The 15,013-nt window shown below is 33.3% G+C and carries 10 protein-coding genes; all 10 read left to right on the forward strand.

What is annotated here, in order from left to right:
* Positions 1-580: LPXTG cell wall anchor domain-containing protein (locus HMPREF3116_RS09185; RefSeq protein WP_148129224.1), on the forward strand; the 580-nt coding region annotated here is incomplete at its 5' end.
* Positions 581-962: 382 nt separating this feature from the next.
* Positions 963-2,210 carry an accessory Sec system protein translocase subunit SecY2 gene (secY2, locus tag HMPREF3116_RS05880; protein ID WP_070468306.1) on the forward strand — a complete coding sequence of 416 codons (1,248 nt, stop codon included), beginning with the start codon at positions 963-965 and terminating at the stop codon, positions 2,208-2,210.
* Between the two features lie 14 nt (positions 2,211-2,224).
* A complete protein-coding gene (gene asp1 / locus HMPREF3116_RS05885; RefSeq protein ID WP_070468308.1) occupies positions 2,225-3,751 on the forward strand; it encodes an accessory Sec system protein Asp1 in 1,527 nt (508 codons plus the stop codon).
* On the forward strand, positions 3,752-5,299 hold the full coding sequence (gene asp2 / locus HMPREF3116_RS05890; RefSeq protein ID WP_070468310.1) for an accessory Sec system protein Asp2: 1,548 nt from the start codon (positions 3,752-3,754) through the stop codon (positions 5,297-5,299). It abuts the gene before it with no gap.
* A gap of 14 nt (positions 5,300-5,313) precedes the next feature.
* Positions 5,314-6,189 (forward strand): accessory Sec system protein Asp3, encoded by an 876-nt coding sequence (gene asp3, locus HMPREF3116_RS05895; protein WP_070468312.1) that lies wholly within the window; start codon positions 5,314-5,316, stop codon positions 6,187-6,189.
* Positions 6,190-6,218: 29 nt separating this feature from the next.
* A complete protein-coding gene (gene secA2, locus HMPREF3116_RS05900; protein ID WP_070468313.1) occupies positions 6,219-8,573 on the forward strand; it encodes an accessory Sec system translocase SecA2 in 2,355 nt (784 codons plus the stop codon).
* 10 nt (positions 8,574-8,583) lie between these two features.
* Positions 8,584-10,089 carry an accessory Sec system glycosyltransferase GtfA gene (gene gtfA / locus HMPREF3116_RS05905; protein ID WP_070468315.1) on the forward strand — a complete coding sequence of 502 codons (1,506 nt, stop codon included), beginning with the start codon at positions 8,584-8,586 and terminating at the stop codon, positions 10,087-10,089.
* Entirely contained in the window at positions 10,082-11,422 is a 1,341-nt protein-coding gene (gtfB, locus tag HMPREF3116_RS05910) for an accessory Sec system glycosylation chaperone GtfB (RefSeq protein WP_070468317.1), read from the forward strand. The genes gtfA and gtfB overlap by 8 nt, the downstream gene beginning before the upstream one ends.
* 186 nt (positions 11,423-11,608) lie before the next feature.
* Positions 11,609-12,613: a sugar transferase gene (locus HMPREF3116_RS05920; protein WP_070468321.1), complete on the forward strand. Its 1,005-nt coding sequence runs from the start codon at positions 11,609-11,611 to the stop codon at positions 12,611-12,613.
* A 486-nt stretch (positions 12,614-13,099) separates the two neighbouring features.
* Positions 13,100-14,950 (forward strand): heavy metal translocating P-type ATPase, encoded by a 1,851-nt coding sequence (locus HMPREF3116_RS05925; protein WP_070468323.1) that lies wholly within the window; start codon positions 13,100-13,102, stop codon positions 14,948-14,950.
* Positions 14,951-15,013 lie beyond the last annotated feature (63 nt).

A 15,013-nucleotide genomic window follows, 5' to 3' on the forward strand; every position in this document is an offset into this window, starting at 1 on the left:
TGAATCTGCGTCAGTAAGCGCATCTGAGTCAGTATCAGTAAGCGCATCTGAATCAGCGTCAGTAAGTCCATCTGAGTCAGCATCAACAAGCGCATCTGAATCTGCTTCAGTAAGTGCGTCTGAGTCAGTATCAACAAGTGCATCTGAGTCATCTTCAGTAAGCGAATCTGAATCAGCGTCAGTAAGCTCGTCTGAATCAGCATCAGTAAGTCCATCTGAGTCTGCTTCAATAAGTGCATCTGAATCAGGATCAGTAAGTGCGACTGAGTCAGCATCATTAAGTGATTCAGAATTACCATCAACAAGCGCATCAGTGAGTGAATCTGAGTCAATTTCAGAAGCTCCTTCAGAGTCATTGTCTACGTCTGAATTAACTTCAATGAGTGCATCCGAATCACTTGAAGAAGCGATTGAATCTGAAATCCATCGTGCAGAAAATGAAGCTGATGACTTACTTGATACGAGTGGAGTATTACCGAATACTGGATCAATGTTTAATGGTTTTTCAAATATTGGTGCATTATTAACAGCACTCGGATTGGGCGGTTTATTTACTAAAAAGAAAAAAGATGAAAAATAAGTTATTTCCGTAAAGGTTTTTAGTTTCAAAGATTGAAAAATGATAAAAGCTGCTTAAGTATATTAAAAGTGCTAGAGAATATTGAAAGATAGTCTCTAGCACTTTTTTACTGTGATGAATTATCATTTTGGCTCTTTATCCAATAGGACTGATGATAAAAAGTCATCAGTCCTATATATTGTAGAGCCATAATTTTTGTTAATTTGATGAAATATAAATTACTTAAATAAAACTATAAGAATGATTTCATTTCAAAGTGTTTCAAACGAGAAACTGACATTCGATTTCGAATAATTTCTAGTAAAATATATAATGAGTTATTTTCTTTTTAATAATTGGAGAAAGAAAGAGATTAGCAAATATTCTATAGAGGAAGTTTTTAATGAATAATAAAAGACACACAATCAATCAGGGTATGCTAAGTACTCGAATAACTTTTACTTTAATCATTTTAACCATCTTTATTATAGGAAGGAATATTCCATTACCTTTAGTAGATGTAGAACAGTCAGTAAATAATTCTCATTTTTTTGAGGCAATTAGTATGGCTACAGGAGGAGATATAGCTAGTCTTTCTGTTTTTGTTTTAGGTATTGGTCCATACATGTCTATGATGATTTTATGGCGTTTTATCACTCTAGGTGATTTCATTGATGAACGTAAAATGCCAACTAGGATAGTAGATAGATGGAAAAGTATACTTACACTGATTATTGCTATTATTCAAAGTCTTGGTATTTTATCGAATGTGCAATTTAATCAACAAATAAGTTTTTTAAATAATTATTGGTTAGTCTTAATGGCTACTTGTTTATTTTCAGTTTCAGGTACTTTTTTTTTAATATGGCTAGGTAATCAAAATGCATTATTTGGATTCGGTAATACAACTATTATTATTTTAGCGGGTATTATTCTTAAATGGGTTGATTTTATAAAAGAGCTATTTTATTTAGATAGCACAATGTTTTCTGAAGTGCAACTACAGTTTCTACTATTTTTAGGTTGTTGGATAGTTTTTATATTTATTACCTCAATATTTGTTGAACTGTCTGAACAACGTGTTCCTTTACACCGTATAACACTTAGTGGTCAGTTTGCAAATGACTCTTATTTACCCATAAAGCTTAATCCTGCTGGAGGATTGCCCATTATGTACGCTTTAACAGTAATGAGCTTACCGCAATATTTATTTCAAGCGCTCACACTTATCATTCCCAATAATAAAGTATTGCAATATTTAATTTTACACTTACAGATGAGTGATCCATTGGGTGTAATTACTTATGCTTGTTTAATATTTGGATTAGGTATAGGTTTTGCTTTCGTTAATATTAGTCCCAGAGATCTAGCTGAGGATTTACAAAAATCTGGAGATTATATTGCTAATGTACCCAGTGGCAAACCTACTTACGATTATCTAACAAAAAAGGTTGGGGGAATGGCTTTCGTTGGTGCAACTTGGCTGACTATAGCAACGACCGTACCTTGGATTATTGGATTATTAGAACCCTCGTTAAGCGAAGTAAGTACCTTGGTTGCGAATGTTGTTATTTTGGTATCAATAGTAGCCACAATTATTCAAGAGATTCAAACTGTGTATATAAGAGGGCAATATGCGTCAATCTTGTAGAAAGGAGTATGGAGATGTATTACTTTATACCAGCATGGTATCAAGAAAAATTATCGCTACCTTGGCAATATCTTTCTAAAGAAATTGAATTTGATGATACTGTGAATCAAAGTAGAATGTTTGCTGCCCAATCATTGTCAACTAATTTATTAGTATTAAATTATCTACCAAACTTAAGAACCTTTTTAAATCGACAACAATTATTAAATATTTCATGCTGGTCTCTTTTTGATCAGTTACAAGGAATTGAACAAGAGAAATTGAGTACCATCCAACCTTTTAATTATAAGGAATTAAATTGGCCTAAGGATATTCAATTTATCACCACACCATATGTTATTGTAGCGATGAACGCTAATGCCATGTATGCAAAGATTTACTTTAATGAAGCAGGGAACGTGTTATGGATTGATCATTTTGAAGAAGGCCTTATATATAGAAGATATGTTATTGATGATAGGGGTTTTATATCTAGTATTCAAATATATGAACAAGGTGAACACATATCTACTACTTTCCTAAATTTATTAGGTGAAAAACAATTTATATATTTTGTAGAAGAGGGTACCTTTGAAATATTTGAAAATGCTAAGATACAAGGAAAATTAAAACAACGATTTTTTGCTTCTAAATCCTCACTCATAGAAGCAGTTTTGAATATAAAAATCAAAGAATTTACAGCAGAAGATGTAGTCGTCATAGCTGCTAGTAACGAGCATAATCGATACTTTTTAGATAATGAAATACCAGGAAAAAAAGTTTTGTCATTTTTTTCTGAAAGAAATAATGATGAGTCCTATATAGATTATGAGAACGTTAAAGGTATTGATTTTTTTGTTGCCGATTCTGACAATATTTTAAAAAATGTAGCGCCGTTAACTGATCAAGTACCAACTGCTATAATTTCGCCATATGATAGTCGATTGAATTTAGGTGTTAGTCAAGAAGTTAAAGAATTAAATATATGGGTAAATATCGATAACATTCAAAAGGACTTAATATATAAAATTGGAGAATTGCTGTTCAAAGAAATTCAACGTAATAAAGATATTCAAGTGATATTTGCTAGCTATAACGAACAGAATGACCAAAATTCTGAGATAGTACAATTTGTGAAAACTTTAAATAATAGATTTATCAGCGAAGAATCGTTTAATGAAAAGATAAATGCACTGAATATTGAAACAGAAGATGAAGAATATTTTGTGTTCAGACAAGTAAGAGAAGAGTTGACAGTCATTTCTTCATTTTCAACTGTTAGATTAGTAATTGATTTAAGTGAAAACCCACATCTTTATACTCAAATTGCGAGCATTAGTGCAGGAATCCCTCAAATCAATCAACGAGAAACACCGTATGTAAAACATGAAGAAAATGGTTATATTATTCAGTCTATTGAAGACCTGCCACTAGCCATTCATTATTATCTAGATACTTTGAAAAATTGGAATCGTTCGTTAGTTTTTGCGATAGAAAAGATTGCAGAAAACAATAGTGAACAACTAGTGAAAAAATGGGCAAAATACTTGGAGATTGAATAGATGGATAAAAAGCTACATATTTTACAAATTGGTAGAGAGCGTTGGGAATCACGGAATGAAGATGGTTTAATTTGGTATTATATCAATGTTTGTGATGATGTGGATGTACAGCAAGAGAAGCTACATGTTGTTTTAAACGCAAATGAAGATAATGAAGAAGAGAATCACCAGGAAAAAATAACATCATTTGATGTCGTTATTATTTCTGAATTGGGCACAAATTTTGATTTTTCTTATCTACAGCAATATATAGAACCCTACACCATTTTAGTAAATCAGGAACTTTCTGATACTATCATTAATCATTTTCCTATATTTAAATATTTATTCGTGCATTACATTGATATGCAGGATATTACAAGCGTAATTGCTACAGTAAAAAAAGATTTTTTTATTGGCCAAAATGGCACGAAATTGCATGTGAAAAATATTGTGGTAAATCATGTCGATAATTGTAGTATCTACTACAATGGCAATAACTATGTTGAAATTAGTGAAATTAATCAAAGTGACTACGTTCAATTGCTTTATTGGAAGTACAATATAGGATTAGGAAGTGATGCAACGACTGATTTGTGGTTAGAGTACGATGCTGATAATCAAATAGATTTGAGATTAGTTTTACATTTTATTGACTCAGCAGGCGAAGTAATACGTCGTACTTTTACACAAACAGAAATGGCACACAATATCAATGTGAATGTTGAACAGTTTACCTATTTAGCAGCATCTATTGAGGTAAAAGGGCAAGGTACTATTAAAGTTGGTCCGCTTCACTATCGGAAATCTCGCGAACAATATGGTGAAATGTTGTTAGGTGGGCAAGTTAGTCGAGATAGCCAGCGAAACGAATTCTTTTATTACTTTAATCCAGGAGATCTACAACCACCATTAAATGTTTATTTCTCTGGCTATCGAACTGCAGAAGGTTTTGAAGGTTATTGGATGATGAAGAATTTAGGTAAACCGTTCCTATTAATAAGTGATCCACGTTTGGAAGGTGGATGTTTCTATGTGGGTTCATCAGAATATGAGCAAAAGATTGAGCATGTCATTCAAACCTATTTAGATTTGTTATCATTCTCTACTAAACAATTAGTTATTTCTGGTTTATCAATGGGTACTTACGGTGCTATTTACTATGGTGCTAGATTAGAAGCACGTGCAATCGTAGTGGGTAAGCCATTAATTAATTTAGGCGATATTGCAAGGAACGTACCTTTACACCGACCAGAAGCCTTTGAAACTTCATTAGATTTGGTTAATAAGTTCATTGACCAAGGGGAAGAGCGTTACGAAAAGTTAAACAATAAAATTGTACCATATTTAGAAAAAGCGAAATTTCCAGAAGATAGCACCATTGCCATAGCCTATATGATGCAGGATGATTACGACAGCCAGGCATATTTTGATTTATTAAACTATCTCAGCGAAAAAGAAATCAACATTATTAGTAAAGGATTAGTAGGTCGACATAATGACAATAGTCCTGGTATCAACCAATGGTTTTTCGCACAATTGAAAAGGTTAAATATAAGTATTGGATAAATGGGAGATGAATTATGTCTAACTGGAAACCAATCAATATCATTAAGTGGGGACAATTAAGACAAGAAGATTTTTTATACGGTAGCCAAATTCGCTATAGCACCGACTCAGAATTACTGTATTGGGAGAATACTTTAATGCCTTCTGGAAAGGTTATTCACGAATGGTCCTCACGGGTTCATTACCAAGAAACACGCGAACCAATTCAATTACCGACTTTGGTACCAGGTAATCACTATGCTTTACAAGCTGTAGTTTCAAATAATGTTGAAGGAAAGTTAAAAATCAAGATAGCATTCTATAATTATCATCATGATCTAATTCAAGAGATGTTTTATGATTTGAATCAAATTGAATTTTCTATACCATCACAATGTTTATTTTATAAGATTACGCTCATTAATGCTGGACTGGATAATTTTATATTTAGAGAACTAATTCTTTATGAAGAAGATAAGCAAACTCAGACATTAGACAATGCAAAGTTATGGCGAAATACTCTTCAACATATTGATTTAAACAAAGATTTTTTAAACATACAGATAACTGGTAGAGAGCCTGTTACAGGCAGAGTGATAACTGAGATTGAAGATAGTAGATTTTCGAACCAAGCTATTTCTATATTAGCAACCGGTATTGAGTGTCGTGAAACATATATTACAAAAGAAATTAAAGAGCTGGTGAAAGAATTTTCATCATTGGAGCAAGTAAATTTATTATTCGTTGAAAAGAAAGATATAAATATCTGGCAAATATTGAAGGATTTAAAAGAAGAAGGAATAACACCTAACCTATATTCTTTAACAAATGGACAAGCAGATAGAGATGATTTGATGTTACCTCTCTATAAACGTACCTATATGCCTTTGGATATGGGTAAAGATTGCTAGGATAAAACAATGTGGAGGTAGGTGAAAAAATGCGATTAAATCAACCTGTTCGTAGGAAGTATGTCACTATTTTAAAGCAAATTAATCACTTAGCTAAAGAGATGGCAGACTTGAGTGATGGGAAATTACAAGCTAAGACAGCACAATTTAAAGAGCGACTAGTGGCAGGAGAAAGCTTAGATGATATATTGCCTGAAGCTTTTGCAGTGGTACGAGAAGCTGATAAGAGAGTTTTAGGTTACTACCCCTATGATGTTCAGGTACTCGGTGGAATTGTTCTCCATCAAGGAGAAATCGCCGAAATGAAAACAGGAGAAGGGAAGACCTTAACAGCAACTCTTCCCTTGTATCTAAATGCTTTAAATGGTGCTGGCGCTATGATTGTGACGACGAATGATTACTTGAGTAAACGTGATTATGAAGAAATGAGTCCTGTTTTTCAATGGTTAGGTTTATCTATTTCGAATGCTATAGAAGATACTGGTAAAGACAATAAATTGACCGCCTTAGAAAAAAGGGCGATTTATGATGCAGATATTATTTATACGACGCATGCGGGCTATGGGTTTGATTATTTATTTGAAAACCTGGCTGCTAGTAAAGATGACCAATACCTAAGAAATATAGATTATGTCATTATTGATGAGATAGATGAAGTGTTATTGGATGGCGCTCAAACACCTCTAGTTATTTCAGGAATGCCACGTGTGCAATCAAATTTATATATTATCACCGATCAGTTTATTCGGACATTAGATGAAAATATTGACTATCAATTTGATGAAGATAGGGACAATGTTTGGCTAACTAAAAAAGGCATAAGAGCTTGTGAAAGATATTTTAAAATAGATAATTTATTTGACCCCAAAAATATAGAGCTAAACCGTCATGTATTCTTAGCCTTAAGAGCTAATTTTTTATATGAAAAAAATCGTAACTATATTGTTTCTAAAGGGGAAGTAAAGTTATTAAATGAACAAACCGGACGAATAATGGAAGGCACAAAATTACAGTCTGGGTACCACCAAGCGCTTGAAGCTAAAGAAGAGGTTGAATTAACAGCTAACCAACGAGCGATGGCTTCTATTACTTATCAAAATCTATTTAAAAGATTTCCAAAAATTGCTGGAATGAGTGGTACTGCAAAAGTTGCGGAAGCAGAATTTCAAGAAACCTATGGACTGAATGTGACCGTTGTACCAACTAATAAACCAGTAGCAAGAATTGATGAACCTGATCAATTCTTTATGACTTTGGAAGAAAAGGTAACTGCTGTAATCGATTTGGTAAATAGTGTTCATGCCACTGGCCAGCCAATTCTATTAGCTACAGGTTCAGGTGGTATGTCTAAATTGTATTCAGATATTTTATTAAGTATTGGTATTCCACATAATGTATTAAATGCTTATAACTTGCCTAAGGAAGCAATGATTATCAAAGAAGCTGGACAGCTTGGTGCAGTCACTATTGGAACATCAATAGCAGGTAGAGGAACTGATATTAAGTTAGGAAACAAAGTTAAAGAAATTGGTGGATTATATGTTATTGGGACAGAACGGATGGAAAGTAAAAGAATCGATTTACAATTGAGAGGACGTTCTGGAAGACAGGGAGATCCAGGAAAAAGTAAATTTTTTGGCTCATTAGAAGACCAATTAATTACTAAATGGAGTGAGCAACAGTTAAGTATTGATAAGTATAACCAAGGTAATCGTCCTTTAAGTCAAAAGAAACTGATAAGAATTTTTGATTTAGCCCAGGATGCTAGTGACTCAGCCGGAAGATCTAACAGACATATGTCTATGGAATTTGATGAGAGTTTACGTATACAAAGAGAAATTATTTATCAGGACCGAAGCCAAATTATCAACGGAGATAGGAAATTATCCTTTGAAATGATCCGGACTAAAGTGGATGAGGCTTTTGATATTTTTCTGCGAAATAACTATCCTTTAACAAAAGAAAGGTTAAAACGGTATATTTTTGACCATCTATCCTATCAACTACCAGAGGAAATTAACCAAGTTGATTTGAAGAATTTAGATGAAGTGAAGCAACTATTGCATCAAATTTTCGCAGATCAATTACATACTAAGCAATTGGAAATAACAGATCCAGATTTATTAGAAGTCTTTTTACAGAAAGCGGTCTTAAAATCAATAGATGAAGGTTGGATAGAGCAAGTGGATTACATGGAGCAATATAAGAAGATTGTAACCAGTCGCCAAGTAGCCCAAAGAAATGTGATGACAGAATACGAAAAAGAAGCAACTCGTGCTTTTAAAAGAATGAGAGAAAATATTTATACTAACATGGTAAAACATTTAGCCTTATCTTATTTTGAAAGAAATCAGAAAGGTGAATGGATAATACAATTCTCATAGGAGAGATTAGATGACAATTTATAACATTAACAAAGGTTTAGGTTGGGCAAGTAGTGGTGTTGAATATGCACAAGCTTACCGTGCAAAATTACTAAATCGCGCTAAAATACCTGCAAAATTTATTTTTACGGATATGTTTACTGGAGAGAACATCCAACATCTATCTGAGAATATCGGCTTTCAAGATGATGAAGTTATTTGGCTTTATCAATATTTTTCAGATATCCCGATTGCAGCCACAACCTATACAATTACTGATTTCAAACAAACTATACGTCAACCTATTATTAATGAAGAACGTAATGGAAAAATATATCGGTGGTACTTTTCTGGGGAACAAAATTATTGTACAGGTTATCTCTCAAACGAAGAAGACGACTTTCTACAAAGGGTAGAATTTGTTCAAAATGGTATTTTAACAAGAAAAGACTATTATTCATTTACAAGAGTATTTTCTGAGTATTATCTACCACATGAGAAAAAAGCTACTGTATATCAACGCAGATTTTTTAACCAAGATGGTACAACGGCGTTAGAAGAAATTATTGATGAATCGGAGTCGATTTTCTTAATCAATAATCAAATATTTTATAGTAAGGAAAAATTCATCGGTTATTTTATTCGTCAACTAAATCTTACTGCCAATGATATTGTCATCATAGACCGGGCAACGAATATTGCACAAGCGGTTCTAGAAAATAAAGGCACTGCAAAGGTTGGAACAGTTGTACATGCAGAGCATTTTAGTGAATCAAGCTCCACGGATAAGCACTTATTGTGGAATAATTATTACGAGTATCAATTCACTAATCGCCAAGCGATGGACTTTTTCATTACAGCAACCGAAACACAAAAAGATCTCTTAAACACACATTTTGTACGAGACAATAAGCCAATGTCTAAGATTTTTACTATTCCAGTAGGTGCTTTGGAAGAATTAGTGAAACCGACTGCTCATCGTAGGCCATATGCAATCCTAACGGCCTCTAGATTAGCTGAAGAAAAACATATTGATTGGTTAATTAAAGCAGTTGCAAAAGCAAAAGAAACGCTACCACAATTAACATTTGATATTTACGGTGAAGGGGGTAGCAAACAAAAACTGCTAAAATTAATTGAAGAATTAGATGCTTCAGATTACATTCAATTGAAAGGACATGCTGACTTAAAATATATATATAAGCAGTATGAATTGTATTTGAGTGCTTCAACAAGTGAAGGCTTTGGGCTTACCCTTATGGAGGCTGTGGGTTCTGGATTACCAATAATAGGTTTCAATGTTCGCTATGGGAATATCACTTTCATCAATGATGGAGAAAATGGCTATCTTTTACCATTTGATGATATTTTTAATAATGAAAAACACATTCAACATTTATCGGATGCATTGGTGCGGTTTTACGAAAATGATATTCAACAAATGCAACAAGCATCTTATGATTTAGCAAGAAAATTTTTAGAAGATCAAGTACAAGAAAAGTGGGAAAACCTAGTAAAGGAGCTTTTAGATGATTAATTTATTAAATGATTATAGTTCACTAAGTAAAGATTTTCACCAATCATTAATAAAAGCAGGATTTTCCTATCCGACCTTTGTTTGCCAAGATGATGGTTTCTTGCCTGATGATGTCCAAAGTATTTATCAACTTTGGCTAGATAATCCATTAGACGGTGAACCACTTTATTTTAATGAGCTTGCAGTCCCAGAGTTTTGGGAGATATCAGCGACAAATCAATCAGGTGAAATTATTGACTATCATAAGAAAAGAGGACAAATCCATTTTGCAAAAATAAGTGAAAGTAGAGTTATAGAACGTGTAGAATGGTTTGATGAGCATGGAAATATACGGTGGATAGATGGCTATAATAAACAAGGGATACGTTATAAGCAGACAGTTTTAACAAAGGATCAACGTATGATGACGACTACTTATTTCGATAGTAACGGTCGTGAAAAGATTATTTATAACCATCACACTAAGACTTACATCTTAATGGAAGAGCATGGAATGCAATTATTCCAAACAGAAATAGATTTTATCATTTATACGCTACGAGCACACGATGTAAATCTTTCATATATCATCTATAATACATTAGCACTGCCTTTCCTAGTTATGTTACATAGTAAGGAAACTAAGGAAAGTACCCTAATTTGGCAAGAAGATACGAAGGGTGAAATACCTGGTAATATGCAGATGATTTTAACTGGTTCAACAAGTACCAAACAGATTGTTGTGACAGATAAAATATACGCTGATCACCTTAAAGTACTTGTTTCAAGTGACAGTGATATTCCTATCTATGATTTGGGATACATTTATACATTTAAAAAGAATGAGCACTTGATAAATGAAGCGATCATTGCGACAAATTCTGATCAAATATTACATTTAGAAGAAATAGTTCAAAGGTTACCGCAGTTAAAAATCCATGTAGTAGCCCTAACAGAAATGTCCACTAAATTAACCAACTTGAATCGTTATGAAAATGTTCAATTATATCCCAACGCTAGCATGCAGAAAATCAGAAATTTATATGAAAAAGTAGGTTGGCTCTTAGATTTAAATTATGGTAATGAAATAGTAAATGCAGTTCGATCTGCTTTTGATTATCAAATGGTTATAGTGAGTTTTGATGAAACAACGCATAATCAAAAGTTCATGTATCCGAATCTTGTATTCCAACGTATGCAACTCGATGAAATGATTCAATTATTAAAAATGAGTATTGAGAATCCTGAGATTCATAGTAAGTTGCTTGTTAGTCAAAAACTAGCAGCGAATTCAGTAACAAAATCAGATTATGTCGAAATATTTAAAGAGATTGAGGGATATTTTGATGTCTAATAAAAGTAAAGACCTATTTCAAACAAGAATTGATCAGCAAATGAAAGCTGAACGTGATAGAAATCATAAATCAAATAAAAAGAAACCAAAGAATACCATTGGGACACTAATGTCTATCATTATTGGTGGATCGGTGATTTTCGGACTACTTAGAATTCTTATAATGTTATTTTAGAGGGGGAAGACATGCGGACACATATTACAAATTTGTATGGACAATCTAGTGAATCAACGGCAATGATTTCACAAAACATGACGGCTCAAGTGGCTAGAGAGTTAGGAATTAATGAACTGGGCATCTATAACTATCCCATAACTGTGGACAGTCCCGGTGAACTATCGACTCGGCTAGATGGTATTATTGCTTCCGTTTCTGCAGAAGATATTGTTATTTTACAACTGCCTACCTGGAACTCTTTAGAGTTTGAACAAGCCTTAGTCAACAAATTAAAAAGTTATCGGAATGTAAAAATCGCTATCTATTTACATGATGTCGTCCCATTACAGTTTAAATCTAATTACTATTTAATGGCACCATATATTGAACTCTTTAATCAAGTTGATTGTTTGATTGTACCTTCAGAAAATATGAAAAATCGCCTCATTGAAGAAGGATTAACTATTGAAAACATCATTATTCAACAAATGTGGGATCATCCAATAGCTTATGATCTGTCCAAAACAACTTTTAAGCGTGAAATTCACTTTGCTGGAAGTGCAGAAAAATTTGATTTTGTAAAAGATTGGGCTGGAGAGATACCACTTAAAGTGTATTCAAATCCTATAGGAGAAGACTTGAATGAAAAAACAACCTACTTAGGTTGGCATTCAGATGCAGCATTAGTTAGTCATTTGTCTGAAGGGGGATTTGGATTAGTTTGGACAGAAAATCCTGACATCCAAGAATATTTTGCTTTGTGTAATTCATATAAATTGGGGACCTACCTAGCGGCGGGGATTCCTGTTATTGTCCCGAGAAATTTATCTAATGCGCAATTGATCAATGACCATCAATTAGGTTTTGTCGTGGACTCGCTAGATGAGGCAGATGCAATAATTGCGAAAATAAGTATGGAAGAATATGAAGTATTTAAAGAAAATGTAGCAAACTTTGCCTTTTTACTTAGAACAGGTCAATTCACGAAGAAAGTTTTAACGGACGCAATCCATCAAATAGTTTTAAATAAATAGAAAAAGAAGAGGAGGCTATGACAAAAAGTTTCTGTTAACTAAATAATGAGAGGAAAAAGATTTTAAAGTAAAATTTTCTTCCTCTTTTTTTTTGTGGAAAATTTGAGTTAACTATTTTGTTCAGAAAGATATGAGCGCAAGATCTAAATAAGTTAATATTATGGAAAAAGGTAACCAGTGTATAAAAATCTTTTGATATCTTTTATGCTATCCAGAATTTAGACGGTCTTATCAAGTGTGTAAGCCTTTTTTTGTAGGAGATGTATTGATCTTTAAAATTAAAAAAATAAAAAAGATTCAATCAACTGTAAATAACAAACGCTTATTTATAATTTTCACTTCTGTTTCAAGGATAATAATTCATTTTTAAAATAAAAGATTTTAACTTCTATTTTTATCCTATGCTTATAGAATTGATGTGCATCAATTATAGATCTCTCAAAAATGCATATACTATATTTGTAAAAACTTATAGGAGGGATTTATATGCAACAGATTATTTTGAAACATAAAAATCATATCATGGTTATTAATGGCTTACTGATTATTACAGGATTTATTGCACATTTCATTTTTACTAATACGATTATCTTTAATAGTGCTTTTATCATTGCTTCCATATTGGGTGTTTTACCAATTGCAATACAGGCTTTTCAAGCTATGAAAGTAAAAGTAGTGAGTATTGATGTTTTAGTAACGATAGCGGTAATTGGTGCTTTCTTTATTCAAAATTACGAAGAGTCAGCTATTGTTACTTTTTTATTTTTATTTGGCTCATATTTAGAGCAGCGCACACTTAAGCAAACTCGATCTGCGATTAAAGAGTTGACAGAAATGGCTCCAGAGACTGTTTTTAAGCAATTGCACGAAGGACAATTTGAAGAAGTAGATATTGATGAAGTAGAGGAAGGAGATATTCTCTTAGTAAAAACTGGCGCTAAGATTCCAGTAGATGGTAGGGTAACTACTGGAAAGGGACATGTAAATGAGGCTAATATCACCGGTGAATCTTTACCGCTAAAGAAAGAGAAAGGTGACGAAGTATTTGCCGGTACCATTATGGATAATGGTACCATTCAAATAGTTGCTGATAGAATTGGAGAAGATTCTACATTTGGTCAAATTATTGAATTAGTAGAAGAGGCACAAGATTCTAAATCGGAAGCTGAGCGATTTATTGACCAGTTCTCTCGTTGGTATACACCTGTAGTACTTATCATTGGGTTATTAGTTTGGATATTCACTAAAGATACGGCACTAGCAGTTACTGTATTAGTACTTGGTTGCCCGGGAGCCTTGGTCATTGGTGGACCGGTTTCAAACGTGGCGGGTATAGGAAATGGTGCAAAGAATGGTATTTTGTTTAAAGGTTCTGAAGTGATTAGTCATTTTGCGAATGTAGATACAGTCCTATTTGATAAAACTGGTACCTTGACTGAAGGAAAGCCTGAAGTGAGCGAATTTGTTTACTATGGAAATAATCAAGAGGAGGATTTATCGCTATTATTCTCAGTTGAAAGGGAATCTGACCATCCCTTAGCAGACGCTATTACAAATAAGTTAGCGCAATATAAGCCCCGATCTGTAGAGCGTACACAAGTGATAAAAGGTGGGGGTATAATTGCCCACGTTGATGGGCACATGGTTGCGGTAGGGAACAAATCTTTAATGGAACAAGAAAGTATACCACTATCTGATGATGTGCTTAGAAAATTAGATGCCTTAGAAAGAGCTGGTAGTTCAATTGTATTAACAGCAGTTGATCATCAGTTAACAATTTTAATGGGAATCCGTGACCAAGTTCGACCAGGTGTAAAACAAAACTTACAAAAATTAAAATCACTTGGAGTTAACAACCTCATTGTATTATCAGGGGATAATCAAGGTACAGTTAATTTAGTTAAAAAGGAGCTAGGCTTAACCGAGGCCCATGGCGATATGCTGCCTGAAGATAAGCAGTCATTTCTAAAAGAAAGACAGTCTAATGGTGAAATTGTTGCTTTTATTGGTGATGGTGTGAATGATAGCCCCTCTCTAGCTACTGCAGAAGTAGGGATAGCTATGGGAAATGGAACAGATGTAGCCATTGAAAGTTCAGATGTTGTTTTGATGAATTCCAATTTTAATCGTCTCCCCCATGCTTTAGGTTTAGCTAAAGGGACATATGCGAATATGCGACAAAATATTCTTATTGCTGTTGGTGTGGTGATAATATTACTCGTTAGTTTAATATTCAGTGAATGGATGTCTATGTCAATTGGAATGTTAGTTCATGAGGCTAGTATTTTGGTCGTTATTTTAAATGCAATGAGATTAAGAGGATATCAATTAAAATAATTGATCCGCATCAATTATTTTAAAAAAAAATACTCTATATAATTTAATTAAAGGAGTGATAGA

Origin of the sequence: Aerococcus sp. HMSC10H05 (genome assembly GCF_001806975.1) — a bacterium.
Classification (GTDB): domain Bacteria; phylum Bacillota; class Bacilli; order Lactobacillales; family Aerococcaceae; genus Aerococcus; species Aerococcus viridans_B.

Excerpts from the sequence above, each read along its gene's own strand:
- secY2 (WP_070468306.1), top strand. The coding sequence starts at position 963 with ATGAATAATAAAAGACACACAATCAATCAGGGTATGCTAAGTACTCGA.
- asp1 (WP_070468308.1), top strand. The coding sequence starts at position 2,225 with ATGTATTACTTTATACCAGCATGGTATCAAGAAAAATTATCGCTACCT.
- asp2 (WP_070468310.1), top strand. The coding sequence starts at position 3,752 with ATGGATAAAAAGCTACATATTTTACAAATTGGTAGAGAGCGTTGGGAA.
- asp3 (WP_070468312.1), top strand. The coding sequence starts at position 5,314 with ATGTCTAACTGGAAACCAATCAATATCATTAAGTGGGGACAATTAAGA.
- secA2 (WP_070468313.1), top strand. The coding sequence starts at position 6,219 with ATGCGATTAAATCAACCTGTTCGTAGGAAGTATGTCACTATTTTAAAG.
- gtfA (WP_070468315.1), top strand. The coding sequence starts at position 8,584 with ATGACAATTTATAACATTAACAAAGGTTTAGGTTGGGCAAGTAGTGGT.
- gtfB (WP_070468317.1), top strand. The coding sequence starts at position 10,082 with ATGATTAATTTATTAAATGATTATAGTTCACTAAGTAAAGATTTTCAC.
- HMPREF3116_RS05920 (WP_070468321.1), top strand. The coding sequence starts at position 11,609 with ATGCGGACACATATTACAAATTTGTATGGACAATCTAGTGAATCAACG.
- HMPREF3116_RS05925 (WP_070468323.1), top strand. The coding sequence starts at position 13,100 with ATGCAACAGATTATTTTGAAACATAAAAATCATATCATGGTTATTAAT.